The 25164-nt window shown below is 69.6% G+C and carries 23 protein-coding genes; 11 read left to right on the forward strand and 12 right to left on the reverse strand.

From position 1 onward, the window contains the following. The first annotated feature begins 37 nt into the window (after positions 1-37). Complete coding sequence (locus MB1_RS10190; RefSeq protein ID WP_066906409.1) at positions 38-1582, forward strand: serine/threonine-protein kinase; 1545 nt, start codon at positions 38-40, stop codon at positions 1580-1582. Here the strand turns inward: MB1_RS10190 and MB1_RS10195 are convergent. Then, a complete protein-coding gene (locus MB1_RS10195) occupies positions 1570-2073 on the reverse strand; it encodes a molybdenum cofactor biosynthesis protein MoaE (RefSeq protein WP_157084001.1) in 504 nt (167 codons plus the stop codon). The two genes, MB1_RS10190 and MB1_RS10195, sit on opposite strands and share 13 nt — an antisense overlap. Positions 2074-2323: 250 nt before the next feature. Here MB1_RS10195 and MB1_RS10200 point away from each other — a divergent pair, with 250 nt between their 5' ends. Beyond that, positions 2324-3895: a GGDEF domain-containing protein gene (locus tag MB1_RS10200; RefSeq protein ID WP_169801635.1), complete on the forward strand. Its 1572-nt coding sequence runs from the start codon at positions 2324-2326 to the stop codon at positions 3893-3895. Here the strand turns inward: MB1_RS10200 and MB1_RS10205 are convergent. The 3 genes from MB1_RS10205 to MB1_RS10215 all read right to left on the reverse strand — a co-directional run bounded on the left by MB1_RS10205 (position 3873) and on the right by MB1_RS10215 (position 5783). Continuing rightward, positions 3873-4634 carry a cyclase family protein gene (locus tag MB1_RS10205; protein ID WP_157084017.1) on the reverse strand — a complete coding sequence of 254 codons (762 nt, stop codon included), beginning with the start codon at positions 4632-4634 and terminating at the stop codon, positions 3873-3875. The genes MB1_RS10200 and MB1_RS10205 overlap by 23 nt on opposite strands. Positions 4635-4727: 93 nt before the next feature. Beyond that, on the reverse strand, positions 4728-5258 hold the full coding sequence (locus MB1_RS10210) for a phosphoribosyltransferase (RefSeq protein ID WP_066906416.1): 531 nt from the start codon (positions 5256-5258) through the stop codon (positions 4728-4730). Between the two features lie 21 nt (positions 5259-5279). Continuing rightward, positions 5280-5783 (reverse strand): methylated-DNA--[protein]-cysteine S-methyltransferase, encoded by a 504-nt coding sequence (locus MB1_RS10215; protein WP_066906418.1) that lies wholly within the window; start codon positions 5781-5783, stop codon positions 5280-5282. Between the two features lie 580 nt (positions 5784-6363). Here MB1_RS10215 and MB1_RS10220 point away from each other — a divergent pair. Continuing rightward, on the forward strand, positions 6364-7212 hold the full coding sequence (locus MB1_RS10220; RefSeq protein WP_066906420.1) for a carbonic anhydrase: 849 nt from the start codon (positions 6364-6366) through the stop codon (positions 7210-7212). 100 nt (positions 7213-7312) lie between these two features. On the opposite strand, the gene MB1_RS10225 is transcribed toward MB1_RS10220, so the two are convergent. Next, positions 7313-9157 carry an NAD(P)/FAD-dependent oxidoreductase gene (locus MB1_RS10225; RefSeq protein ID WP_066906422.1) on the reverse strand — a complete coding sequence of 615 codons (1845 nt, stop codon included), beginning with the start codon at positions 9155-9157 and terminating at the stop codon, positions 7313-7315. A gap of 163 nt (positions 9158-9320) precedes the next feature. Between MB1_RS10225 and MB1_RS10230 the strand changes: the two genes are divergently transcribed. Further along, complete coding sequence (locus MB1_RS10230; RefSeq protein ID WP_066906424.1) at positions 9321-10568, forward strand: GAF domain-containing protein; 1248 nt, start codon at positions 9321-9323, stop codon at positions 10566-10568. Here the strand turns inward: MB1_RS10230 and MB1_RS10235 are convergent. Further along, on the reverse strand, positions 10541-11026 hold the full coding sequence (locus MB1_RS10235; protein WP_066906426.1) for a GNAT family N-acetyltransferase: 486 nt from the start codon (positions 11024-11026) through the stop codon (positions 10541-10543). The two genes, MB1_RS10230 and MB1_RS10235, sit on opposite strands and share 28 nt — an antisense overlap. Positions 11027-11088: 62 nt before the next feature. Beyond that, positions 11089-12711: a long-chain fatty acid--CoA ligase gene (locus MB1_RS10240; protein WP_066906427.1), complete on the reverse strand. Its 1623-nt coding sequence runs from the start codon at positions 12709-12711 to the stop codon at positions 11089-11091. A gap of 397 nt (positions 12712-13108) precedes the next feature. Between MB1_RS10240 and MB1_RS10245 the strand changes: the two genes are divergently transcribed. From MB1_RS10245 to MB1_RS10260, 4 genes are all read left to right on the forward strand, one after another. Beyond that, the gene (locus MB1_RS10245) at positions 13109-14044 is read left to right on the forward strand and encodes a patatin-like phospholipase family protein (protein ID WP_066906429.1); all 936 of its coding nucleotides are present in this window, start codon (positions 13109-13111) and stop codon (positions 14042-14044) included. Positions 14045-14238: 194 nt separating this feature from the next. Then, a complete protein-coding gene (locus MB1_RS10250; RefSeq protein WP_066906431.1) occupies positions 14239-15246 on the forward strand; it encodes an ABC transporter substrate-binding protein in 1008 nt (335 codons plus the stop codon). Further along, positions 15243-16334: a FecCD family ABC transporter permease gene (locus tag MB1_RS10255; protein ID WP_218000221.1), complete on the forward strand. Its 1092-nt coding sequence runs from the start codon at positions 15243-15245 to the stop codon at positions 16332-16334. The genes MB1_RS10250 and MB1_RS10255 overlap by 4 nt, the downstream gene beginning before the upstream one ends. Then, positions 16331-17146 carry a heme ABC transporter ATP-binding protein gene (locus tag MB1_RS10260; RefSeq protein ID WP_084351396.1) on the forward strand — a complete coding sequence of 272 codons (816 nt, stop codon included), beginning with the start codon at positions 16331-16333 and terminating at the stop codon, positions 17144-17146. The genes MB1_RS10255 and MB1_RS10260 overlap by 4 nt, the downstream gene beginning before the upstream one ends. Before the next feature lie 120 nt (positions 17147-17266). On the opposite strand, the gene katG is transcribed toward MB1_RS10260, so the two are convergent. Beyond that, positions 17267-19492: a catalase/peroxidase HPI gene (katG, locus tag MB1_RS10265; protein ID WP_066906433.1), complete on the reverse strand. Its 2226-nt coding sequence runs from the start codon at positions 19490-19492 to the stop codon at positions 17267-17269. Between the two features lie 46 nt (positions 19493-19538). Next, the gene (locus tag MB1_RS10270; protein ID WP_066906435.1) at positions 19539-19970 is read right to left on the reverse strand and encodes a Fur family transcriptional regulator; all 432 of its coding nucleotides are present in this window, start codon (positions 19968-19970) and stop codon (positions 19539-19541) included. A 275-nt stretch (positions 19971-20245) separates the two neighbouring features. On the opposite strand from MB1_RS10270, the gene MB1_RS10275 reads away from it, so the two are divergent. Continuing rightward, the gene (locus tag MB1_RS10275) at positions 20246-20806 is read left to right on the forward strand and encodes a GNAT family N-acetyltransferase (RefSeq protein ID WP_066906437.1); all 561 of its coding nucleotides are present in this window, start codon (positions 20246-20248) and stop codon (positions 20804-20806) included. Positions 20807-20934: 128 nt separating this feature from the next. Continuing rightward, positions 20935-21594 carry a PaaI family thioesterase gene (locus MB1_RS10280; protein ID WP_066906439.1) on the forward strand — a complete coding sequence of 220 codons (660 nt, stop codon included), beginning with the start codon at positions 20935-20937 and terminating at the stop codon, positions 21592-21594. Positions 21595-21598: 4 nt separating this feature from the next. Here MB1_RS10280 and MB1_RS10285 read toward each other — a convergent pair whose 3' ends face one another. The 3 genes from MB1_RS10285 to MB1_RS10295 all read right to left on the reverse strand — a co-directional run bounded on the left by MB1_RS10285 (position 21599) and on the right by MB1_RS10295 (position 24439). Next, positions 21599-22174 (reverse strand): dihydrofolate reductase family protein, encoded by a 576-nt coding sequence (locus MB1_RS10285; protein WP_066906441.1) that lies wholly within the window; start codon positions 22172-22174, stop codon positions 21599-21601. Then, on the reverse strand, positions 22171-23112 hold the full coding sequence (locus MB1_RS10290) for a helix-turn-helix transcriptional regulator (RefSeq protein ID WP_066906443.1): 942 nt from the start codon (positions 23110-23112) through the stop codon (positions 22171-22173). The genes MB1_RS10285 and MB1_RS10290 overlap by 4 nt, the downstream gene beginning before the upstream one ends. A gap of 64 nt (positions 23113-23176) precedes the next feature. After that, positions 23177-24439 carry an alpha-hydroxy acid oxidase gene (locus MB1_RS10295; RefSeq protein ID WP_066906445.1) on the reverse strand — a complete coding sequence of 421 codons (1263 nt, stop codon included), beginning with the start codon at positions 24437-24439 and terminating at the stop codon, positions 23177-23179. Between the two features lie 219 nt (positions 24440-24658). Here MB1_RS10295 and MB1_RS10300 point away from each other — a divergent pair, with 219 nt between their 5' ends. Beyond that, positions 24659-25096, forward strand: coding sequence for a VOC family protein (locus MB1_RS10300; protein WP_066906842.1), 438 nt, complete (start codon positions 24659-24661; stop codon positions 25094-25096). Positions 25097-25164: the final 68 nt, after the last annotated feature.

Below are 25164 nucleotides of genomic sequence, written 5' to 3' on the forward strand. Positions count from 1 at the left end.
GCGGGAGCGTGATCGCCCGGGAGAGGTGGTGCGGCGGATGGACAGGCACTGGTCGGTCGGCGACGTCTTCGGTCCCTACGAACTGCGATCGTCGTTGGGCAAGGGCGGGATGGGCCAGGTCTTCGAGGCGTACGACCGGCAGAAGGACCGGGTGGTCGCGCTGAAGCTGCTCGACGCCCAACTGGCCGCCGACGCCGCCTTCCGGGAGCGGTTCCGCCGCGAATCCCACGCCGCGGCCCGACTCAACGAGCCGCACGTCATCCCGATCCACGACTGGGGTGCGATCGACGGCACCCTCTACATCGACATGCGCCTGGTCCGGGGTCGGGATATCCGCTCGGTGCTGCGCCACGAGCACCGTCTGCTGCCCGAGCGTGCGGTCGCCATCGTGACCCAGGTGGCTTCGGCCCTGGACGCCGCCCACGCGGAGGGCCTGATCCACCGGGACATCAAACCGGAGAACGTCCTGCTCACCGACGACGACTTCGCCTATCTGGTCGACTTCGGGATCGTGCAACTGACCGACCGGGGCGGGCTGACGTCGGTGGGCAGCGCGATCGGCTCGGTCGCGTCGATGGCCCCGGAGCGGTTCGACGATCGGCCGGCCACCCCGGCGACCGACGTCTACTCGCTCGGCTGCCTGCTGGTCGAATGCCTCACCGGGGCGCCGGCGTTTCCACAGGACAGCACCCCGGCCCTGCTGCGGGCCCATATCTACGAACCGCCGCCGCGGCCGACCGATCGGGTCCCACAGCTGCCGATCGGCCTGGACGACGTGATCGCCCGGGCGATGGCCAAGGACCCCGCGGCTCGCTATCCCAGCGCCGGGGCGTTCGCCCGTGCGGCCCGCGAAGCGCTCGGCACACCCGCGCGCGCGACGCTCCGCCGACCGATGGGCCCGGGGTCCGACGGCGCGGGTCCGGCCACGGTGGGCTATTCGTCGTTGTACGGCGGACCACCGACGCCACCGCGGCGATCGAGTGGTCGCGCGGTGGCGATCGGGGCGGGGGGCGTCGCGGTGCTCGCCGTCGCGGTGGGTGCCGGGCTCTGGGCCGGCGGCATCATCGGGACGGACGGGTCGAACGGCACCGGGACGACGACGGCGATCGCCGCGACCATCAACGTCGGCTCCGCGGCGTCGGCGACGATCGACCCGGCCGACACCACCGGGCCCACATCGTCCACGACCACCGGCTCCACGTCCACGACCACCGCCGCGTCGGTGAACGAGCCGCCGCCGCTCAACGCCGCGGTACCCGCCGCAGGCGAACGTGGATTCACCGACGGGCTCGGCCCGCTGTGCCTCGGCTCGGAGTTCGCGCAGGCGATCGGCACCACCGACTCGTCCCGGTACCTGATCTGTCAGAACGCGGACGGCGCCCGCTACTACAACGGCATGCGTCTGTCGGACGGCGCGGACATCCAGCTGAACGACCCGGTCGCCCTGGGCAACGGGGTCTACGAGGTGGTCAATCCGGCGGACGGCACCCGCTACCGGATCGGTCCGGCCGGCCTGGTGATCAGCGTCGACGGGGTCGACGTGGTCAACGAGGTGGCGACCGCCTACGCCTACCGCGAATAGGCCGCGGGCGCGCTCGTCGCGCAGGCGACCCATTCGGACGTGCCGTCGACGAAGGTCTGCCGCTTCCACACCGGGACCTCGGCCTTGATCCGGTCGACGGCGGCCGCGCAGCCGGCAAAGGCGTCCACCCGATGGGCCGCGCCGACCGCGACCACCAGTGCGACATCACCGATCGCCAGGCGCCCGACGCGGTGCGCGGCGACGATCGCGCAGGCGGGATACTCGGCCGCGACGGCCGCGACGGCGGCACGCAAGAAGTTCTGCGCACTCGGATGCCCGACGTATTCGAGGTCGGCGACCGCCTGCCCGTGATCGTGGTCGCGCACGATGCCGGCGAATCCGACGGTCGCGCCCCGATCGGTCGCGGCGACCATCGCCTCGAAATCGGCGGGGTTCAGCGGGGCCTCGGTGACGATAGACTCGTCGATCAGCGCCGCCGGAGACGTCAGCCTCGGCTTGGATGGTGTCGGGCCGGCCGGAAGTACGGGCATGGCGCGATCATCCCGCACGTCGGATCGGGTCGCAACGAGCCGGTGGGCGTTTCGGGTCGTGTGGACTCCGGTCCCGACTTACCTTTCGGTAGGGTGTCTGGCACGGCATCGGGGAGCTGAGCTAGATTGCCGGGCATGCCGATCGGCCTGTGTGGTCTTCATCACGTCTGGACTCGTCCTCCCGTGTGCGGACTGCGAGGCATGGTCGACCGCCCGCGCCGGTGTGGTTCCCAACCCCTGTGAGGCGCGTGTGAAGGTGTCGCCGACCGTTGTTCGAACGGCGGCCGTCGTTGTTGCCGTCGCGATGGTGATGGCCGTCGCGGCGACCGGTCTGCTGTCCGAACGCTGGTCGACGATCGTCGACGATGCCGCCCAATTGGTCGCCGGTACCGCCGCGACCGTCTGCTGTTTCGTCTCCGCTCGCCGCCGCGAGGGTTCCGCCCGGCATTGGCGCGTTCTGATGGGCCTCGGCATGGCCGGTTGGACGCTCGGCATGATGATGTGGGCCTTCTACCGATCGATCCTGCACACCCCGATTCCCAGCCCGTCCGTCGCCGACATCGGATTCTTCGTGCTGCCGTTCATGGCGGTTCCGGCGTTGGTGATCCTGGCCAATTCCAAGCCCGGTAATACGCGCCGCATCGCCGGCAGACATTTCTGGGTGATCGCCCTGCTCGATTGCCTGGTGATCGCCGGCACCCTGCTGTCGCTGAGCTGGTGGACCGCCCTCGGCGCGGTCGCCGGATCGTCGGAACTGCACTCGGTATTGGGGTTGGTGGTCGCCGCCTCCTATCCGCTGACCGACTTCGTCATGTTGGCGATGATGCTGCTGCTGTGGGCGCTGGGCCGGTTCCCGCCCTGGGCGCGCACCCAATCGCGGCTGCTCGGGGTGGGGATCGCGATGCTGGCGATCTCCGACAGCCTCTTCGCCTACCTCGTCTACACCGGGACCGCGCAGATCCCGATCATCGCGGACATCGGCTTCATCGCCGGGCCGGCCTTCGTGGCGTTGGCGGCGGTCGCGGCGGACGACCCACCGGAGGAGCGTCGTCGACGCATCCTGGGGGAGCGGGTCCACCTGATGATCCCGCACGCGCTGATCGCGGCCGTCGGTACCGGCTTCGTGGTGGCCCTGCTGCTCGGCTGGCAGCTCGATCCGGTCGCCGTCGGCATCTGCCTGGCGATCATGCTGGTCGGGATCGTCCGGCAGATGTACACGCTGGTGGAGAACAGCCTGCTGATCGAGCAACTCCACGAGGCGCAGAGCGAGTTGAGCCACCGCGCCCACCACGATCCGTTGACCGGCCTGGCCAACCGCAACCTGCTGCAGAGCCGCATCCGCCGCGCGGTGGGAGCCGACCCGACCACCGGCGAGCCCGGCGGCCTCGGATTCGCCGGGCTGCTGATCGACCTCGACGATTTCAAGGCGATCAACGACCGGTACGGCCATCAGGAGGGCGATGCGGTGCTCGTCGCCCTGGGCGAGCGGTTGCGACGAGCGGTCCGCCAGAGCGACACGATCGCCCGCATCGGCGGCGACGAATTCTTCATCCTGCTCGAGAACCATCCGATCCCCATCGAATCGGTGGTCGAGCGGGTGCGGCGTGAATGCTTCAACGACTCGTTCGTCATCGACGGCGACGAGGTGCGGCTCGGGGCGAGCATCGGTGTGGTCACCGCCCATCCCCGCACCGGTATGTCCGCCGAACAGCTGATGCTGTGGGCGGACCGCGCGATGTACAGCGGCAAGCGGGCCGGGAAGGGGACGACGATCTACACCCTTCCGGACCCCTCCGCCGCTAGCGGCCCACCGCTGCGGTGATCGCGTAGATCGCGCCGGGCGCGCCCGACCCGTTGCGATTGATCGTCGAACCGACCAGAACGCAGCCACCGGTCGGGGGCAGGGACTGCAGGTTCGTCAGGTTCTCGAGGCTGATCCGGCGGCGGTCGAACAGGATGGTCGACACCTCGTAGGTGTCGTCGATCCCGAGGTCGGGGCCGAAGGTGTCGATGCCGAGGGCGCCGCGTTCGCCGAGGACACCGCGATCGATCAACCACCGGACCGCCTCGACCGAGAAGCCCGGCTGGTGGGTCACGCCGTCGGCGTCCGCGTTGACGTAGGCCGGGGTGCCCCAGCGCTCGGCCCAACCGGTCCAGGCGATGACGGCGCCCTCGGCCGGGATCGGTCCGTTGGCCCGCTCGAAGGCCGAGAGGTCGTCGATCGTGATCGCGTAGTCGGCATCGGCGGCGGCCTGTTCGCGGATGTCGATGCGCACCGCGGGCAGGAAGAGGTCGTCGACGGTCAGCCGGTCGGCGGTCAGACCGCCCTCCTGGAAGTGCGCCGGGGCTCCCCAGTGGCTGCCGGTGTGCTCGCCCTGACGCACGTACTGCAGGTAGTAGCCGTCCGCCGCCACCGTCGTCGCGGTCTCCAGGACGAATTCGGGGTCGCCGGGAAAGATCGGCGTCAGCGCCGGGTCGTTGACGTGCGACAGGCTGCTGATCGACAGCAGATTCTTCAGGGGAAGCGGCAGGGGGATCGCGTCGGCGGGACGCGCGGCCATCGTTCCGACCGTTCCGGCCAGACCGGCGATTCCCAGGCCCGCCAGAACCGTTCTGCGCTGCATGTGCCCACTCGTCCTTCCACCAGGTGTTGCCTATGGTTCGGCGTACCCTATCGCCTGCTCGGACGCGGTGACGGGAGGCTCGGCCGACCAGGGGAAGACGATCCACCGATCGGTGCGTCGCCAGACGTAGTCCGGTTCGATCACGGTGGCCGGTTTCGCGTAGAGCACGGCGCTGCGGGTCTCCGCGTGATGCTTGCGCAGCAGTTCGAGCACCATCGCGAGGGTGCGCCCGGAGTCGGCGACGTCGTCGACCACCAGCACGCGGCGACCCTCGATCGAATCGGTGTCGAGCATCGGGGCCAGCAGAACCGGGTGCGGAAGGGTCTCGTGCACGTCGGTGTAGAACTCGACGTTGATCGCATCGGTGAGCTTCAGACCCAGGGCGTAGGACAGGCCGCCGCCGGGGAGCAGACCTCCGCGGGCGACCGCGATCAGCACCTCGGGGGTGAAACCGGAGTCCACGACCTGCCCGGCGAGCTCGCGGCACGCCGTTCCGAAGGTCTCCCAGGTAAGGATTTCCTTCTCGGGCAGGTTCGTCGAGTCCGCGTGGTATGCCGTCATCCGATAGAGACTAGGGCGGCCTCAGAACAGTCGCCCGGCGCGGGCCTCCTCCGGCTCCTCGAGGTCGAGCAGGGTCCGCTTGCGATCGAGACCGCCGGCATAGCCGGTGAGGCTGCCGTCGTGGCCGACCACCCGATGGCAGGGGATCACCAACGAGATCGGGTTGTGCCCGACCGCCTGCCCCACCTGCTGGGCCAGCGAGACGTTGCCGAGGCGCCGAGCGAGGTCGCCGTAGGTGGTCGTCGCCCCGTAGGGAATCTCCAGCAACATCCCCCAGACCGATTCCTGGAAGTCGTTTCCGCCCGGTCGCAGCGGTAGGTCGAAGTCGCGTCGGTCGCCCGCGAGATACTCGCGCACCTGTGCGGCGGTTCGGGTCAGCGTGTCGTCGTCCTCGACTCGGATGCGTTCGCCGAGGCGCTCGGCGTCCGGCGGATAGCGGTGCGCCGGGAAGTAGAGACCCGTCAGAGCGCCGCCGTCCCCGGTCAGCGTCAACTCGCCGATGGCGGTGGCTATCGCGGTGTGCATCGGGCACTCCCTTCCTCGGCCGATCGCGTCCATCATGAACCGCTTGCGTCGGGTAGACGAGCGCCGCGCGCCGAATGTGAGGTCCGACGACGCCCGTGACCTGGACCACCGATGCGCCGGTCGCTTTCTCTTTACCTCCCGGAACGAATGAATGGTCAGAACATTGGATACCCGGATACTCGCCCGTTTTGGCATGAGTTATGGTGACCACACGCCAATGAATCGGCTCGGATGAGCGGGTTCGCCGATACGCGACTGGAGGCCGATGATCGGCATCGTCACGACGGAAACCACCACGACCAGCGGCGCGGTCGACCCGAAGATCCGGGTCCGAAGCGCAGGAAAACGCCGGTATCGCGGACCTGCCCGCTAGCCGGGCGCGCCTCGGTCCGCACCGTCTCGACGTCTGCCCGACCCACCACCGACACGGGTGACGAGTCGCTGCAATCAATGGCGTACAGCCACGCCCGAAACGACTCCGATCCCTCCGTCATCGTCCGTTGATCGCCATTCTCGCGACCCTCTCGATCCGAATCCGCGGCGATTCGTACCCCGTTCGACACGGAAGGCCCCGTCAGACATGAAGTGGAAGCTGTACTCCCGAACGACCGCCGTCGTCGGCTCCCTGCTGGTGCTCGCCGCCTGCTCCGGAACCGACATCGCCCTGCAAGCCGACCAGGAGCCGGTGGCGGTCGACCGGTCGGTGACCCCCGAGCCCGCGCCGACCGAGGAGCCGGCCGTCGAGGAGGCTCCGCACTGGAGCTATACGGGCGTCGACGGCCCGGAGAACTGGGGCGAGCTGGCTCCGCAGTTCGCCACCTGCGCGGTCGGTACCCACCAGTCGCCGATCGACCTGGCCCCGGCCGTATCCGGCGATGTCCCGCCGATCTCGTTCGCCTACGCGCCCGCCCCGGTGACGATCCTCAACAACGGCCACACCGTGCAGGTCGACTACCCGGAGGGCAGCTCGATCTCCCTCGGCGACGTCCGTTACCAGGTCGCCCAGTACCACTTCCACGCACCGAGCGAGCACACGATCGGCGGTGTCTCCTACCCGGCCGAACTGCACATCGTGCACGCCAACGACGCCGGTGAACTCGCGGTCGTCGGCATCCTGCTGACCGAGGGCGCCGCCAACCCGGCGCTCGAGCCGGTCCTGGCGAATCTGCCGGTCACCACCGCGCCGCCGGTGAATCTCGGCCTGACGGTCGACGCGGCCGACTTCCTGCCCGCCGACCACACGTCCTACCGGTACAACGGATCGTTGACGACGCCGCCGTGCACCGAGGGTGTGAACTGGATCGTCATGGCGACGCCGGTCGAGGTGTCCGCCGACCAGATCGCCCGCCTCGACGCGGTGCTCGCCGGAAACAGCCGACCGGTCCAGGCGGTCAACGACCGCACCCCGATCGAGGACGGCACCGCCTAGCGGCTGCATCCGGGGCCAACGGCCCCCAACCGACCGATCGGGGGTGGGCATACCGCATGTGCCCACCCCCGATCACCCCCACCACCCGGGGTCCGGCCGATCAGCTCAGATGATGTACGTCCTGCAGGCCGTAGATCGGGGTCGGAATGCCCTCGTAGCGCGCCTTGAGCTGCAGCGCCAGGTAGAGCGAGTAGTGCCGGGACTGGTGCAGATTGCCGCCGTGGAACCACAGCCCCGGCTGCTGGGTCGGCTTCCACATATTTCGCTGTTCGCCCTCCCAGGGGCCGGGATCCTTGGTCGTCTCCGAACCGAGCCCCCAGACCTTGCCTACCCGGTCGGCGACGTCCTGGCCCATCAGATCGGCGGCCCAGCCGTTCATCGAGCCGTATCCGGTCGCGTAGACCACCACGTCGGCCGGCAACTCGGTCCCGCCGGCCAGTACCACCGAGTTCTCGGTCAGATGATCGACGTTGCCGTGCGCGAGCTTGATCGTGCCGTCGGCCACCAGATCGCAGGCGCCGACGTCGATGTAGTAGCCCGAGCCGCGGCGCAGGTACTTCATGAACAGCCCGGAGTCGTCGTCACCGAAGTCGAGGTCGAATCCGGCAGCCTCCAGCCGGTCGTAGAAGTCCTTGTCGCGTTCGCGGATCTGGTCGTACAGCGGGATCTGGAATTCGTGCATGATCCGGTACGGCAGCGACGCGAAGGTCAGATCAGCCTTCTTGGTCGTCATTCCACCGGCGACGGCCTGCTCGCTGTACAGCGCGCCCAGACCGATCTCCATCAGCGAATCCGACTTGACGATGTGCGTCGAGGACCGCTGGATCATCGTGGTGTCGATGCCGTTCTCGACCAGCGCCTTGCAGATGTCGTGCGCGGAGTTGTTGGCGCCGACCACCACCACCTTCTTGCCGACGTAGCCGTCCGGGCCGGGGTGGCGGCTCGAGTGGTGCTGGTCGCCCGCGAAGACGTCCTGGCCGGGGAAGGTCGGCACATTGGCCTTGCCGGACATGCCGGTGGCCAGCACCAGTTGGGTCGGATGCAGGGTCAGCCGCTCGCCGTCGCGGTCGACCTCGACGGTCCACTTCTCGGTCGCCTCGTCGTAGGTGGCCGACAGGCAGGAGGTGCGGCTCCAGTAGGGCACTTCCATGACCCGGGTATAGAACTCGAGCCAGTCGCCGATCTTGTCCTTCGGCGCGAAGACCGGCCAGTTCGCCGGGAACGGCAGATACGGCAGGTGGTCGTACCAGACCGGATCGTGCAGGCAGAGCGACTTGTAGCGCTTACGCCACTGGTCACCGGGACGATCGTGCTTGTCGATGACGATCGCCGGCACCCGCAGCTGCCGCAGTCGCGCGCCGAGGGCGATACCGCCCTGGCCGCCGCCGACGACCAGCACATAGGGCTGATCCTCGCGGCCGAGCGCGGCTTCCTCGGCCTCACGCTTCTCCGCCCACGACCGACGATCGGTATCGGAACCGTGGACCGCACCGAGCACCCGGGTCGCGCCGGAGGATTCCTCGTGGCCCTTCAATTCCTGCAGGGTGGTCAGCAGCGTCCAGGCGGCGTCGCCGTCGCCGTCGTCGCGCAGCCGCAGATGGCCGACACCGCGCCCGGTAGCGGTGTCGAACTCGATGAACGCGGAGACCACGCCGCCGTCCTCGGTGGCCGGCTCGCTGGTGCGGAAGCCGCTCGGCGCGGTGTCGTCGAGCCGCTCGCCCAGCATGTCGGCGATCTGCTCGCGGCCCTCGACCGTCTTGAGATTCCAGGTGAAGGACACCAGGTCCCGCCAGAAGCTGTCGGTGGCGAACAAGCCGGTGACGCGTTCGATGTCGCGCGCGGCCAGGGCCGCTTCGAACGCACCGAGCCAGGCGTCGACGCGCTCCTGCGGGGAGGGTGCGGAGGCGTCGTCCGGGCCGGTCCGGGGTTCCAGAGTCTGGGTCATGGCGGTGTTCTCCTCGGTGCCACGTCGCGAAGGTTTGTGACTCACAGCACACTCCTTCCGCAACGCGGCATCAAGGGTTGCAGTGGGTTGCGTCACATATGACAACGTTCGAGATGGTGTCGGTGGTGGCCCGGCTCTGTGATTGGGCGCACAATCGACTGCGATGCCCGATATCTCCCCCGATCGTTCCGGACCCGAGCCCGCGGTGGCGTCGGGTGACGACCCACGCCACTACGCCCGCCTGCTGTCGGCGGTGTACGACGCGGCGATGGGCGGTGGGCGCGGTCCCGCGCGGCCCCGGACCGTCATCAGCGACTCGTGGGGTCGCGCGCGCGTGGCGGGGGTCGACCCGGACGCCGGGGCCGGCGATATAGGCCCGGTGGTCACCGATCTGCAGGCCCGGCGGCAGTCCTCCGGTCTGGCATCGATCCTCGAGCATCTCGTCCACGGCCTCGACTCCGTGGTCGCCGACGACAACATCCTGGTCGTCGCGGACGCCACCGGTCGCGTGCTCTGGCGCAACGGGGCCAATCGGGTCCTGCACCAGGCCGACCGGCTCGGTTTCGTCGAGGGCGCCGACTGGGCCGAGAGCGCGGTCGGCACCAATGCGATCGGTACCGCGTTGGCGTCCGGTCGGGCGGTGCAGGTCTTCTCCGCCGAGCACTACGTGCGCAGTCATCACTCCTGGACCTGCGCCGGCGCGCCGATCCTCGACCCGCGGACCGGTGCGGTCCTCGGCGTGGTCGACGTCAGCGGTCCGGCCGAGACGATCCACCCGACGACGGTGACCCTGGTCGACCTGGTCGCCCAGCTCGCGACCTCCCGGCTGCGCGATGCCCACCACCGGTCACTGGATCGGTTGAGAGCGGTGGCCGCGCCGATTCTCGCCCGCGCCGCCGGGCCGGCGCTCGCCGTCGACACCGAAGGGTGGGTGGCCGCGCTCGATACCGTCGCGCCACGCGAACGGGTCACCCTGCCGGCCGGGGCGACGCCCGGACGGGTGCGATTGGCCGAGCTGGGCACCTGCGACCTCGAGCCGCTGCCCGGCGGGTGGTTGGTCCGTCCGGTCCCCGATGACCGGGACCCGGGCAGCGTCCGCCTGTCGATCGACATCACCGATCCGGGACGCCCGCGGGTGACGGTGTCGGGGACCGCCGGCCGGTGGACGCACGATCCCTCGCCGCGGCACGCCCAGATCCTGCTGCTGCTCGCCCGCCGCACGGGTGGGTTGCGCGCCTCGGACCTGTCGCTCGAGCTGTTCGGGGCGGCGGACCGTACCGTCACCGTGCGCGCGGAGATGTCCCGGTTGCGCAAACACATCGGTGGGCTGATCGCCGCGGGGCCGTACCGCTTCGTCGAGGGGACCGAGGTGGTCGTCGTCGATCAGTCGGCGAATTCCCGGTACCAGTAGTAGGCCCGTTCGCCGCCCGGCTCGTCGGCGCAGCGATAGCCCTCGCGGAGGTAGAACCGCTGGGCATCGTGATCGCCCTCGTCGACGTTGATCTCGATCAGCCGGACCTCGCGGGCCCACACGATCTCGGTCATCAGCCCGAGCAACAGTGCGCCCGCGCCGTGGCCGCGGTGCTCCGGCGTCACGTACAGCTCGTCGAGCAGAGCGACCGGGCCGTCGTACCAGACGTTCGGCCGCAGGGTGATCAGTGCGATGCCGATCGCGCTCCCGCCGCTCTCCGCGAGCAGGGCGAGGGTCTGCCCGCCGGTCAGCAGGGAGCGCAGTCGGCCGGCCAGAACGTCGGGCGACGGTGTCGGCGTGTCGTATTCGCTGTTGAAATCGAACAGCAACCGCCCGAGGGTCGCCGCATCGGCGACCTCGGCGCGACGGACGGTGATCGATGCGGCTTCGGAGATCATGCCGCGACTGTAGATCCCGTGCGAACAGGTCCTCGCCGGCCGGCGGCCGGGCCTGTCTACGCCTACAGATGCGTGACGTCGAAGGCGCCCTCGCGGAATTCGGCCCGCAACCGCTTCTTGTCGAACTTGCCGACGCTGGTCTTCGGCACCTCGGGGATCAACGTCCAGTTCTCGGGCAGCTGCCACTTCGCGAACTTGTCGGACAGGAAGTCGCGCAGGTCGGCCATCGTGGCGGTCGATCCGTCGCGCAGGACGACCGCGACCAGGGGGCGCTCGTCCCATTTCTCGTCCGGTATCGCGATGACGGCGGCCTCGAGCACATCGGGATGACCCATGACCGCGTTCTCGAGATCGACCGACGAGATCCACTCGCCGCCGGACTTGATGACGTCCTTGGTGCGGTCGGACAGGACCAGATAGCCGTCCGGCGTGATCGATCCGACGTCGCCGGTCCGCAGCCAGTCGTCGCTGAACTTGTCCGCCGCGTCGACGCCGTAATAGGAGGAGGTCACCCACGGGCCGCGCACCTCGACCTCGCCGACCGCCGCCCCGTCGTTCGGCAGGATCGTGCCGGCGTCGTCGACGAGCCGGGCCTCGACCTGGACCGGGAATCGGCCCTGGGTATAGCGGTACCGCCAGCGCTCGTCGCCCTCGGCCGCAGCGGGCGGACGCGCGACCGAGCCGAGTGGGGAGGTCTCGGTCATGCCCCAGGCATGCAGGATCGTGACGCCGTGGTCGTTCTCGAAGGACTGCATCAGCGCCGGCGGCACCGCCGCGCCGCCGACGAGCACCTCCCGCAGCGAGGAGATATCGGTCGGGCGAGCGGCCAGGTACTGATTGAGGCCCTGCCAGATGGTGGGCACGGCGGCCCCGAAGTTCGGGCGCAGTGCCGTGATCATCGTCGCGATCGGCTCCGGCTGCAGGAAGCGGTCGGGCATCAGCAGCGATGCGCCGATCATGAACGCCGCATAGGGCAGCCCCCAGGACATCGCGTGGAACTGCGGCACGATCGCCAGTGCCAGGTCGCCCTGCCGCAGGTTCGGGCCCGAGGACGAACAGAGCTGCATCGAGTGCAGGTAGATCGACCGGTGGGAGTAGACGACACCCTTCGGGTCGCCGGTGGTGCCGGAGGTGTAACACATGGCGGCGCCGCTGCGTTCGTCGACGTCCGGCCACTCGAAGGTCTCGGGCCGACCGGCCAGCAGGCCCTCGTAGGTGTGCAGGCCGACCCCGTCCGGTACCTCGAGACCGGCGGTCGAGTCGCCGGTGACCACCACATGTTCGACGGTCTTGATCTCGGGCAGGACCGGCGCGAGCAACGGGATCAGGGTCGGATCGACGATGATCACCCGATCCTCGGCGTGGTTCGCGACGTAGACGATCTGCTCGGGGAAGAGCCGGATGTTCAGGGTGTGCAGGACCGCGCCCATCGCCGGCACCGTCAGGTACGTCTCGAGGTGCTCGGCGTTGTTCCACATGAACGTCGCGACCCGCTGGTCGCCGGTGACGCCGAGATCCCGCAGCGCGTGGGCGAGCTGCGCCGCGCGGCGACCGACCTCACCGTAGGTGCGATGCCGCGGCCCGGAATCGGTCCAGGTGATCACCTCCGCGTCGGCGTGCACGGTGCTGCCGTAGCGCAGGATCTGCGCGATCGACAGGGGTAGGTCGTTCATGGTGCTCTGCATGGACGCTCCAGTTCGAGGCTGCGTGACGGTGAGGACGAACACGCCGCACTGTGATGCAGGTCGCACGCCCACCTCCAGGATGCCGGCCGCGGGTGCGTCGCGGGGCCGCTTTCCCGCCGCGTTCGAATCGATCGGCCGTGTTGTCCACCCACCGGCGGCGCCGACGGCGCTGCGCCTGGACCCGTGGGTCCCCTTCCCGCACGGACCCGTGGGTCCCCTTCCCGCACGGGCCCGTGGGTCCCCTTCCCGCACGGGCCCGTGGGTCCCCTTCCCGCACGGACCCGCGGTCCCCCTCCCGCATGCTGTCGCGGGCCGGCTACGGTGACCTCTATCGCCCTCGACCCGCGGATGGGGCGGTCGTGGCATGCGCAGGGTTCGGGAACGGGGGAGACGCCGGGTGACGACACGAGCGTTGGTGATCGGCTGCGGCGGGACCATCGGGGGCGCCTGGAGCGTCGCGGTCCTGCACGCGCTGCGCGAGCAGACCGGCATCGAGCCCGCCGAGTGGGACATCCTGCAGGGCACCTCCGCCGGCGCCGAGATCGTCACGATGCTCGGCGGTGGGGCCGGGGTGGACGACCTGGTGGCGATGCACCGCGGCACCACCGGCGATCCGCGGTTGAAGGCGCATATCGCCGATACCCCGGCGAGCCTGCCGCCGATGCCCTGGCCGGTGACCACCCACATCCGCACGGTGTTGTCGCCCGCGGCGGGACATGCCCGGCTCGCCGGCCTGGCCCCGATCGGACGGGCCGACCCGTCCTGGTTGCAGCGTCTGGCGGATTCCTTCACCGAGGAGAACGGGCGCAGCGGCCACCCCGGCGTCCGGATGGTCGCCTACGACGTCGGTCGGCGACGCCGGGTCGCCTTCGGAGCGCCGGAGGCCCCGTCGGTCTCGGTGGGATCGGCGCTGCGGGCGTCGTGGGCCATCCCGGGCTGGATGCCCCCGGTCCGCATCTTCGGCCATACCTATGTCGACGGTGGTGCCGCGTCGACCGCTTCGGTCGATCTGCTGCCCGAGGACACCGATCTGGTCTACGTCGTCGCGTCGATGGCGTCGGAGCGCGGTCATCGCGTCCCCGGCCCGTCCGGTCTGCTCGAGGACCGGTTGCTGCGGCGGCCGATGTCGGCGGTCCTCGCCCGCGAGATCGCCGAGGTGCGCGCCCGCGGCACCCGGGTGGTGCCGATCCTGCCGACCACCACCGACCTGATCGGCCTGGGCGCGTACTTCATGGACCGCGATCGGCGCCCCGCGGCGTTCGAGTCCGCGATGACCACCGCCGCCGAGACCGTCGCGCGCGCCCTGCGTGCCGGCGACCCGCCGCTCGCGTAACTCCTGAACAGGCCGGTCACCCGCGGGTACCACATGCGGTACCCGCGGTCCTTCGGCGTGCCCATTTCCGACCTGTCGGGCCGGCGCCTTTTCGGTTCGGGTGACCACGATAGTTGACGTGCGAACTACTTGTGGTGTCTGATGCCCAAGGTAAGCGTCAGCTAACGTCCGATACCCATCCTGGAGTCCACACCATGAGATCGCTTCGTCGTTCCCGGGTCGCCGCCGTCGCGGTGGCGTCCGCCATCGTCCTGACCGCCTGTGGCCAGAGCGGCTCAGGAGATGGCGCCGCGGCCGGCCCGTCGGAACTCCCCGACGGCTGGACCTACGTTGCGGGGGAGGATGTTCCGTCGGCGAGCGATACCGACGAGCAGGTCCTGCCGGTCGAGGTGACCGGCGACGACGACGTGATCTCCGAGGTCACCGATACCACCCGCACGATCGCCGGCGGCGACGACATCATCGAGGTTTTCGACGCGCTCGGACGGTCCGACGACATCTTCGCCGCCCCCGAGGAGTCGGCCACCGAGACCGGTCGCAACGCTCCGCAGACGTTCCTGTTCAACCAGACCACCGGTACCGAGGGCGTGCTGAGCCTCGACGGCACCCTCTTCCTGGGCAACAGCGTGCGTCGGCATACCGAGCTCGCCGCCCAGCTGCGGCAGGCCGGGCTCAACGCCGTCGTGATCGACAACCTGCAGGCGCCGGCCCAGAAGGTGCGCCGCATCGCCGAGGCCGCCGGGTACGCCGCGGCCGGCGCTCAGCTCGCCGCGCGGGTCGACGAGCAGCTCGCGGAGGCCACCGAGATCGGCAACACGGTCGACGACGTTCGCGTCCTGCACATCTCGGCCACCGGCGCGGGCGGCGATCCCGCGGTCGCCGGCGAGGACACCGCCGCCCACACCGTGATCACCGCAGCGGGTGCGATCAACGTCGGCGCCGAGGCGAACGTCGAGGATTACTCGCCGATCAGCGAGGAGGGCATCGTCGACACCGCACCGGATGTGATCCTCTTGTCGCAGGCCGACCTCGAGACCTGGGGCGGCGTCGAGGGCATCCGCACCGCCTTCCCGACGCTGATGCAGACCCCGGCGGGCGAGAACAACCGCTTCGTGGTGATGCCCGACCTGCAGCTGAAGATCGGCGGCATCTCCGCCGGCACCGGCGCGGTCGCCCTGGCCGAATACCTCCGCGGGCTGTGAGCACGTCGATCGACCTGGCCGACCGGACCGCGAGCGGGGGCTCGACGGCGGCCGGTCGACGCCGGGCCCGCGGCGCGGCGACCCTCACCGTCAGCTCGATCCTGTTGCTGGTGGCGGTGATCGGGTCCTTCGGCATCGGCGCCCTCGACGTCCCGCCCCTCGATGTGGTGCGCTCCATCGGCGGCAAGCTGGGCCTGGTGGACTACTCGTCGGTCTCGCCGCGCGACGTCTCGGTGGTCTGGGACCTGCGGCTGCCGCGAGTCCTGCTCGCCTGCCTGGTCGGCGCCTCGCTGGCGGTCGCCGGCGCGGCATTGCAGGGCCTGTTCGGCAATCCGTTGGCCGACCCCGGCGTCATCGGCGTCTCGAACGGGGCCGCGGTCGGAGCGGTCGGCGCGATCGTCACCGGCACGACGGTGTTGGGCACCTGGACGATCCCGGTGGCGGCCTTCCTCGGCGGTCTGATCGCCACCTCGATCATCTACCTGCTCGCACGCAAGGATCCGGGTGGCACCACCGTCACGATGTTGCTGGTCGGCATCGCGATCGGCGCGGGGTGTTCGGCGATCACCGGCTTCTTCACCTACATCGCCGACACCGACGAACTGCAGCAGCTGACGTTCTGGCAGCTCGGTTCGCTGGGCAGCGCCAAGTGGGAGCAGGTCGCCATCGTGGTGGTCCCGGTCCTCGCCGGCATCGCCGGGGTGCTGGCCCTGGCGCGACCGCTCGACCTGCTCGCGCTCGGCGAGCGACAGGCCAATCACCTCGGTGTCGACGTCGTCGCCACCCGGCGGCTGCTGATCGTGTTGGCCGCGTTGCTGATCGGTTGCGCGGTGGCCTTCGCCGGGACGATCGGATTCGTCGGATTGGTGATCCCGCATATCGTGCGGCTGCTGATCGGCCCCGGCCACGCCTGGCTGCTCCCGGTATCCGCGGTGCTCGGCGCCCTGTTGATCGTTGTCGCGGACACGCTCTCCCGATCGATCGATCCGCCGCTGGAGGTGCCGCTCGGACTGTTCACCGCCGCGATCGGCGCTCCCTTCTTCCTGTGGCTCATCCAGCGTCAACGACCGAAGGGGATGGCGCTGTGAAGGTGATCGGGCGGCAAGGGAGTCGGACGCCGGACCGGCCGACCGACGCCGGCGAGATCCCGGTACGCGTCGAGGGGGTCGGTCTGCGGATCGGCGACGCGCACATCCTGCAGGGCGTCACCCTCGGCTTCCGGCGCGGCAGCCTGACCGCGCTGGTCGGGCCGAACGGAGCGGGCAAGTCGACGCTTTTCGCGGTGATCGCCGGCGACATCGTCCCCACCGAGGGCGCGGCCATCATCGCGGGTCGGCCGGTATCCGACTGGGGGAGCAGGGATCTCGCCGCTCGCCGGTCGGTGCTGATCCAGGACCACCGGGTGCGCTTCGCGTTCACCGTGCGCGAGGTCGTCGAGATGGGCCGTCAACCGCACCGCAGCGATCCGCTCGCCGACGACCGGATCGTCGGCGCAGCGATGACGACCACCGATGTCGCCCACCTCGCCGAACGGGAGGTCCCCTCGCTGTCGGGCGGCGAGGCGGCGCGGGCGGCCTTCGCCCGCGTGCTGGCCCAGGAATGCCCGATCGTTCTGCTCGACGAGCCGACCGCGGCGCTGGACCTGCGCCACCAGGAGCTATTGCTGACGACGGCCCGTGGGTTGGCGGACGCCGGCGCCTGCGTCCTGGTCGTCCTGCACGACCTCAATCTCGCGGCCGGCTACGCGGATCGCATCGTGATGCTGCGCAGGGGCCGCGTGGCCGCCGACGGAACGCCGTCCGACGTTCTGACCGCCGATACCGTTCGAGATGTCTACGGGCAGAACGTGATGGTGCTCGACCATCCCACCCGAGGGACTCCTCTGGTGGTCACGGTCTGACCCGTCCGAGAACGCGCGCCGCCATACCGGGGATGACAACGGCGCTGCCGGGTGAACCCCGACAGCGCCGTTGTCATCCCCGCCCGGGCGAACGCGGATCGCCCGGGCGGATCGTATGCATCAGACCAGGTCGAACCGGTCGTTGTTGGACACCTTGGTCCACGCCGCGACGAAGTCCTTCACGAACTTCTCGTTGGCACCGTCCTGGGCGTACACCTCGGCCAGCGACCGCAGGATCGAGTTCGATCCGAAGACGAGGTCGTTGCGGGTGCCGGTCCACTTGAGCTCGCCGGTCGCCCGGTCGAAGCCCTCGTAGATGCCCTCCTCGGTGGCCGACGGCTTCCATTCCGTCCCCATGTCGAGCAGGTTGACGAAGAAGTCGGTCGTCAGCACCTCGGGGGTATCGGTGAGGACACCGAGCGAGGACTGGTTGTGGTTGGCACCCAGCGCCCGCAGGCCGCCGACCAGCACGGTGACCTCCGGCGCGCTCAGGCCGAGCAGGTTGGCCTTGTCCACCAACTGGAACTCGGCGGGCAGGCGGTTGCCCTTGCCGAGGTAGTTGCGGAAGCCGTCCGCCCTGGGTTCGAGGTACGAGAAGGACTCGACATCCGTCAACTCCTGGGTCGTGTCGCCACGACCCGGCGTGAACGGTACCTCGACCTCGAATCCGGCTGCGGCAGCGGCCTTCTCGACGGCGGCAGCTCCGCCGAGGACCACCAGGTCGGCGAAGGAGACCTGCTTGCCGCCGGTCTGGGCCGCGTTGAACGCCTCCTGGATGTTCTCCAGGGTGGCGATCACCTGGGCGAGCTGATCGGGGTCGTTCGACTCCCAGCCCGCCTGCGGCTGCAGCCGGATGCGGCCACCGTTGGCGCCACCGCGCATATCGCTGCCGCGGTAGGAGGCCGACGCGTTCCAGGCCGCCGATACCAGCTGCGGGATGGTCAGCTTCGACTCGAGGATGCGGCCCTTGAGGGTGGCGACATCATCGGCGTCGATCGTCTCGTAGTCGACCGCCGGGATCGGGTCCTGCCACAGCAGTTCCGCCTCAGGGACCAGCGGTCCCAGGTAGCGACGCTTCGGGCCGAGGTCGCGGTGGATCAGCTTGTACCAGGCCTTCGCGAACTCGAGGGAGAGCTCCTCGGGGTGGTCGAGCCAGCGGCGGGTGATCTGCTCGTAGATCGGATCGACCCGCATCGACAGGTCGGTGGTCAGCATCGTCGGGGGACGACGCTTCGACGAGTCGAACGGATCCGGGATCACGTCCGCGCCCGCACCGTCCTTGGGCTGCCACTGGTTGGCGCCGGCCGGGCTCTTGGTCAGCTCCCACTCGTAGCCGTAGAGAATCTCGAGGAAGGAGTTGTCCCACGTGGTCGGGGTCGGCGTCCACACGACCTCCAGGCCGCTGGTGATCGCGTCCTTGCCGACACCCGTGCCGTAGGCGGACTTCCAGCCCAGACCCAGCTGCTCGATCGGCGCAGCCTCGGGCTCCACCCCGACCAGGTCCGCGTCGCCGGCGCCGTGGGTCTTGCCGAAGGTGTGGCCACCGACGATCAGGGCCGCGGTCTCGACGTCGTTCATCGCCATCCGGCCGAAGGTCTCGCGGATGTCGATCGCGGCGGCCAGCGGATCCGGATTGCCGTTCGGGCCTTCCGGATTGACGTAGATCAGACCCATTTGCGAAGCGGCCAAGGGCTGTTCGAGGTCACGCTTCCCGGTATAGCGCTCGTCACCGGCCAGCCAGATATGCTCCGGGCCCCAGTAGACGTCCTCGTCCGGCTCCCACTCGTCGGCGCGGCCGAAGCCGAATCCGTAGGTGGGCAAGCCCATCGACTCGATCGCGACATTGCCGGCGAAGACCAGCAGGTCGGCCCAGGACAGGGCGTTGCCGTACTTCTTCTTGATCGGCCACAGCAGGCGGCGCGCCTTGTCGAGGCTGGCGTTGTCGGGCCAGCTGTTGAGCGGGGCGAAGCGCTGCATGCCGGTGCCTGCGCCACCGCGACCGTCCGAGGTCCGGTAGGTGCCGGCGGCGTGCCACGACATACGGATGAACAGCGGTCCGTAGTGGCCGTAGTCGGCGGGCCACCAGTCCTGCGAGGTGGTCATCACCTCGACCAGATCCTGCTTGAGCGCGTCGACGTCGAGACCCTCGAAGGCGGTCGCGTAGTCGAAGTCCTCACCCAGCGGGCTCTGCGCCGGCGGGTTGAGGATCTTCAGATTGAGCTGGTCGGGCCACCAGTCACGATTGCTGCCGCCCTCCACCGGGGGCTTCAGGCGGGCAGCTGCCACCGGGCAGCCGGCCGCGGGTTCGGTATTTGCGTCGCCGATGGGCGGATGATCCTCAGGCACAACATTCCTTCCGGGGATGGGGGCTGATCCGTGATCACCCGGGCGATCACGGCGAGGGGGCTGTGGAGCATTCGGGGCACAGGCCCCAGTAGATGACCTCGGCTTCGTCGATCCGGAAGCCTCGGGGATTCGACGCGGCCAGGCACGGGGCCTCACCGACGGCGCAATCGACGTCCGCGATGGTCCCGCAGGACCGGCAGACGACGTGATGGTGGTTGTCGCCGACGCGCGTCTCGTATCGCGCGACGGTGCCGGACGGCTGGATGCGACGCAGGAGCTGTGCGTCCGTGAGTGCATGCAATACGTCGTAGACCGCCTGCCGGGACACCTCGGGCAGGCCGGTGCGCACGGCACCGAGAATCGTCTCGGTATCGGCGTGTGGGTTGTTGTGGACGGCCTCGAGTACGGCGACCCGCGGACGGGTCACCCGCAGATCAGCCGCACGAAGCTGATCGGCAAACTCTGTTATCGGCGCCACACGTCAACAATGAAGGCTTTTCTGGACTGAGTCAACTATCAAACGGACTTTTTCTGGATTCGATCAACTATCCGCAGGTGAACGCGCCGCCGCGCGGGATGCCGCCGACGGCCCGTCGTACCGGTCCGGTTGACTGATGCGATGGCGACGACCCGGCCCGTCGATCCCGCATCCGGCACCTGGAGTGTCCATCCGGTCACCCCCGAGCGGGTGGACGACTTCGTCGCGGTCACCAATCCGAATCGGCGCGCCACGCACCGGTCACCCCCGAGCGGGTGGACGACTTCGTCGCGGTCACCAATCCGAATCGGCGCGCCACGCATTGCTGGTGTCTGTCCCATCGACTGACCGCCGGCGAGATCGACACCCTCGGACACGGCAGCCGCGAGACCGCCTTCCGGGCGCTCTGCGAACGCCCGAATCCGCCGGGGGTGATCGGCTACCGCGACGGAATCCCGGTGGCCTGGTGCAGTATCGAACCGCGCAGTGCGAACACCAGACTCGGCCGATCGAAGCTGATCCGACCGATCGACGACGTTGCGGTGTGGAGCATCATCTGTGTCGTCATCCGCAGCGGCCACCGCAAGCGTGGCTACACCACGGCGCTGCTGGAGGGGGCGGTCGCCTACGCCGCCGAGCGCGGCGCCCCCGCGGTCGAGAGCTACCCGGTCGACGCCGCCGGCGGACGCATCGACCTGACGATGGCCTTCGTCGGCACCCGGGCGATGTTCGAGGCCGCCGGCTTCCACGTCGCCGGGACCACCGATGCGGTCGCGAGCAAGCTGCCCCGACTGGTCATGCGCCGCGATCTGCCGCCTTCGGTCTCCGGCACGTAGCGATCCCACCCGCGCCGCCCGTGGACGTCCCACCCGCCGGCCGGGCCGGGCGCCGACGTCAACTGCTAGAAACAACAGCGGAACAGTCCTCCGGCCATGTGTATGGCCCGGCAGATCGGAGCACCCGGATGAGCCGCTACCAGCAGGAGGACCTGCCCGCGCAGGAGGTCGCCCGGTTGACCGCCCGCGCGACGCGCCTGGCGGACGCGGTGCGCGCGGTCGTGCAGACCACCGTGGTCAGCGAGGTCGGTGACGCGGAGGTCGACGAGGCGATCGCCCACCTCGAGGCCGCCAACGCCCTGCTCGGGCGCGAGACCTTGCCCGGCTCGTTCGGGGTGCGGTTCAACACCGACGGCACCCGCCGTGCCTGGGGCAATGCGGTGACCGGTACCCGCAACCCGATCGCACCCCCGGTCGTCCTCGAGCACGACGGCGAGCGCACATGGGGTGAGGTGACCCTCGGGCCGGGCTACGAGGGCCCGCCGGGACTCGTCCACGGGGGCATCCTCGCCGCGATCCTCGATCAGATCCTCGGTGCCGCCGCCGAGAACGCCGGGGCGCCCGGGATGACGGGCACCCTGACGGTCCGGTACCGCCGCGGCACCCCGCTCGGACCGATCCGGGCCGAGGCGTGGCTCGACCGCCGCGAGGGGGTCAAGACGTTCACCAAGGGGCAGCTCTCGACCGCCGACGGGGTGACCGCCGAGGCGGAGGGAGTCTTCATCCTGCCCCGCTGGGCACGCGAGGCCGCGGCCGAGTTCCTGCGTCCCGGCGTCGGCGACGCCTGAACGGTCAGGCCGTCTCGCCGGCCGAGTCGGCCGGCTTGCGGGGACCGACGACCCGATAGCGCAGGCAGGCGAAATCGCCGTTGCGGGCGATCTCGGTCAGCTCGAGATCGAAGGGCCGCGGGAACAGGGGAGCGCCCGCACCGAGGGTGACCGGCGCGATCGACACGGTGACCTCGTCGAGCATGTCGGCCGCCGCGAACTGGGCGGCGAGATCCCCACCGCCGACCACCCAGATATCCCGATCGCCGGCGGCCGCGACGATGCGCTCCCGCAGGTCGGCGGGGGTGCCGGCGACGATGTGCACCGTATCGGCGACCGGTTCGAGGTCGCGGTGGGTGAACACGAAGCAGGGCTGGGTATACGGCCACGGTGAGTCGGCGGAGATCTCGTGCTCGAGCAGCCAGCGGTAGGTGGTCGAGCCCATCACGATCGCCCCGATATCCGCCAGGAACGCGTTCATGCTCATCGGCCCGGCCTCGTCGAAGGTCTGGACGAACAACCAGTCGAGGCTGTTGTGCACATCGGCGAGGTAGCCGTCGAGGGTGGTGGCGGTGTTGTACCTGAATCGGTTGGTGCTCAAGAGATTCCTCCGGATTGGTGGCGATGCCACAGGATGGGGTCGGGTTCGAGGCGCGGATCGGTGCGCGCGACACCCGCGTCGGCGAGCAACATGCGGGCCAGTTGTCGGCGCTGAATCGAGAACGTCAGGACATGCGCGGCGATCTGCGAGAGCAGAAACGACTCCGGCGGATCGCAGACGGCGTCGATGACGCGGTCGTGCCAGGCCCGTCGGCGTTCGATATCGCGGGTGAGCGCCAGCCAGCGCGGAGCGACCTGCCGGTGTCGCTCGAGCAGCGCCGCCGGGTCGTCGGCCGGTGGGGCGGGGGAGTCCTCGCCGGTGATCGATGCGATCCAGGGTTGCTTGTCGTGGACGAGGTGGGTGAGTATCTGCGCGAGCGACTCGTCGGGGGCGTCCCACGGCAGCAGACGGTGGCCGGGCAGCCGCCGGGCGCGGTAGGACTGCTCGTCGACCTCGGCCGCGACGGCCAGCAGCGCCGAGATGTCGTCGAGGTCGTGCCGAATCAGCAGGGCGGGAACATCTCCGGCCGACTCCTCGAAGATCTCGCCGCTGTCGACGTAGAGCACGGTCGGCCCGTGGAAGTGCACCCCATTGGGTGCGGGCAGCCAGTGCCCGCGCCGATCCTCGGGCGCCGGCGCGCTCGGCGGACGTCCGAAGGCGCGACCGAACGCCCTGGCGAAGCCGTCGACCGATTCGTAGCCGGCGGCGAAGGCCGCATCGGTGACCGTCGCACCCCGCTGGAGCTGCCAGGCCGCGCGCTCGAGCATGACCCGACGTCGCAACGCCACCGGCGACTCGCCGACATGCCGGGTGAGCTGTCGACCGAAGTGGAACGGGGAGACGTAGGCGCCGGCGGCCATCTCCGCGAGCGAGCCGTGCCCATCGGCCAGGACCGCGTCGAGGAGTTCCCGAATGCGATCCCGACCGATGTCCGTCATGGCTTCAGTATCGGACGGACCGATCCGCGCGCGCCCGACCGTTCTTGCTCACCCGGTCGGCCGATCAGCCGATGGACAGACCCCGCGCGGAGGCGGACGGCACCAACCGATCCAGCTGGGTGACGTGCTGCGGGCCGAGTTCGTCGAGGCTGCTGACCTGCAACAGCTTCATGGTGCGCACGATCTGCTCCGCGAGGATCTCGATGGCGCGATCGACGCCGGCGCGACCGCCCGCCATCAGGCCGTACAGGTAGGCGCGGCCGATCAGGGTGAACTTCGCCCCCATCGCGATCGACGCGACGATGTCGGCGCCGTTCATGATGCCGGTGTCGATCGCGATCTCCGCATCGCGGCCGACCTCCCGGACCACCTCGGGGAGCAGCCGGAACGGCACGGGCGCCCGATCGAGCTGTCGGCCGCCGTGATTGGACAGCACGAGCCCGTCGACGCCCAGGTCGATCAGCCGCTTGGCGTCCTCGACGTTCTGGACCCCCTTGACCACCAGCTTCCCGGGCCACAGGGCCCGGATCTCGTCGAGATCATCGAACGAGATCGAGGGGTCCATCGCATTGTCCAGCAGCTCGCCGACGGTGCCGCCGGTCGACGACAGCGAGGCGAATTCCAGTTTCGGCGTCGTCAGGAAGTTGATCCACCAGGCCGGTCGCGGGATCGCGTTGAGCACGGTCGGCAGTGTCAGCACCGGCGGGATCGAGAAGCCGTTGCGCTTGTCGCGCAGCCGGGCGCCGGCCACCGGGGCGTCGACGGTGAAGAAGAGGGTGTCGAAACCGGCCGCCGCGGCCCGCTGGACCAGGGCATAGGAGATCGAGCGGTCCTTCATCACGTAGAGCTGGAACCAGTTGCGTCCGCCCGGGTTGGCGTCCTTGACCGCCTCGATCGAGGTCGTCCCCAGTGTGGAGAGCGAGAACGGGATGCCGGCCGCACCCGCCGCGCCGGCGCCGGCGACCTCACCCTCGGTCTGCATCAACCGGGTGAAGCCGGTCGGTGCGATACCGAAGGGCAGCGCGGACGGCCCGCCGAAGATGGTGGTCGAGGTGTCGACATGCGAGACGTCCCGCAGGATCGACGGGTGGAACTCGATGTCGGAGAAGGCCTGCCGGGACCGGTCCATCGAGATCTCGTCGTCGGCGGCGCCGTCGGTGTAGTCGAAGGCCGCCCGCGGGGTGCGGCGCTTCGCGATCTTACGCAGGTCCTCGATGGTCAGCGCCGCCGCCAGCCGTCGGGTGGTCGGATTGAACTCGGGCTTCTTGAGCGATACCTGTTCGAAGAGCTCGCTCGGGTGCGGGAGCTGCCTCTTGATGGTGCTCATGACCTGCCCCTTTCGAGGGTCGTGACGACGTTGTCGGTCGTTCCCTGCTGGCATGTCACCACCTCGCGGCGGATAGGGCAAACCGGTTGGGCGCGGACCGGTCGGCGTCGGCTCCGACATATCCGTGAGAACGGGTCGAACCTGTCGGAGGGGGCCGGCAGGGTGGAGGTGTCCGAGATCGTGAGCGAGACCATCGAAACGGCAAGGGTGGGGATTTCCGTGGCACTCGACGTGCAGGTCACCTTCGATTGCTCCGACCCGGCGGCGCTGGCCGCCTTCTGGGCGGAGGCGCTGGGCTACGAGATTCAGCCGCCACCGCCGGGTTTCGACTCGTGGGATGCGGCACTCGACGCCTTCGGGGTACCGGCGGAGGAGCGCAACAGCCGCTCGGCGGTGATCGACCCGGACGGGAAGGGGCCGCGGGTGTTCTTCCAGCGCGTTCCCGAGGGCAAGTCGGTCAAGAACCGGCTACATCTCGACGTGCGGTCCGCCCCGGGGTTGTCGGGGCCCGAGCGGATGGCGGCGCTCGAGGCCGCGTCCGCGCGCTTGACCGCCCTCGGTGCGGTCCGGTTGCGGCGGATCGAGCCGCAGCCGCCGATGGACGCCGGCTTCATCGTGATGACCGATCCCGAGGGCAACGAGTTCTGCCTCGACTGATGTAGGCCGATGGGTGGGGTGGCCGGTCCGGGGCCGGCGACGGCCGAATCGGGTGCTGTGGTGCGGAT

The organism is Millisia brevis NBRC 105863, from assembly GCF_001552615.1.
In the GTDB taxonomy this organism is placed as follows: domain Bacteria; phylum Actinomycetota; class Actinomycetes; order Mycobacteriales; family Mycobacteriaceae; genus Millisia; species Millisia brevis.

Excerpts from the sequence above, each read along its gene's own strand:
- MB1_RS10190 (WP_066906409.1), top strand. The coding sequence starts at position 38 with ATGGACAGGCACTGGTCGGTCGGCGACGTCTTCGGTCCCTACGAACTG.
- MB1_RS10195 (WP_157084001.1), bottom strand. The coding sequence starts at position 2,073 with ATGCCCGTACTTCCGGCCGGCCCGACACCATCCAAGCCGAGGCTGACG.
- MB1_RS10205 (WP_157084017.1), bottom strand. The coding sequence starts at position 4,634 with ATGGCCGCGCGTCCCGCCGACGCGATCCCCCTGCCGCTTCCCCTGAAG.
- MB1_RS10210 (WP_066906416.1), bottom strand. The coding sequence starts at position 5,258 with ATGACGGCATACCACGCGGACTCGACGAACCTGCCCGAGAAGGAAATC.
- MB1_RS10215 (WP_066906418.1), bottom strand. The coding sequence starts at position 5,783 with ATGCACACCGCGATAGCCACCGCCATCGGCGAGTTGACGCTGACCGGG.
- MB1_RS10220 (WP_066906420.1), top strand. The coding sequence starts at position 6,364 with ATGAAGTGGAAGCTGTACTCCCGAACGACCGCCGTCGTCGGCTCCCTG.
- MB1_RS10225 (WP_066906422.1), bottom strand. The coding sequence starts at position 9,157 with ATGACCCAGACTCTGGAACCCCGGACCGGCCCGGACGACGCCTCCGCA.
- MB1_RS10230 (WP_066906424.1), top strand. The coding sequence starts at position 9,321 with ATGCCCGATATCTCCCCCGATCGTTCCGGACCCGAGCCCGCGGTGGCG.
- MB1_RS10235 (WP_066906426.1), bottom strand. The coding sequence starts at position 11,026 with ATGATCTCCGAAGCCGCATCGATCACCGTCCGTCGCGCCGAGGTCGCC.
- MB1_RS10240 (WP_066906427.1), bottom strand. The coding sequence starts at position 12,711 with ATGCAGAGCACCATGAACGACCTACCCCTGTCGATCGCGCAGATCCTG.
- MB1_RS10250 (WP_066906431.1), top strand. The coding sequence starts at position 14,239 with ATGAGATCGCTTCGTCGTTCCCGGGTCGCCGCCGTCGCGGTGGCGTCC.
- MB1_RS10280 (WP_066906439.1), top strand. The coding sequence starts at position 20,935 with ATGAGCCGCTACCAGCAGGAGGACCTGCCCGCGCAGGAGGTCGCCCGG.
- MB1_RS10290 (WP_066906443.1), bottom strand. The coding sequence starts at position 23,112 with ATGACGGACATCGGTCGGGATCGCATTCGGGAACTCCTCGACGCGGTC.
- MB1_RS10295 (WP_066906445.1), bottom strand. The coding sequence starts at position 24,439 with ATGAGCACCATCAAGAGGCAGCTCCCGCACCCGAGCGAGCTCTTCGAA.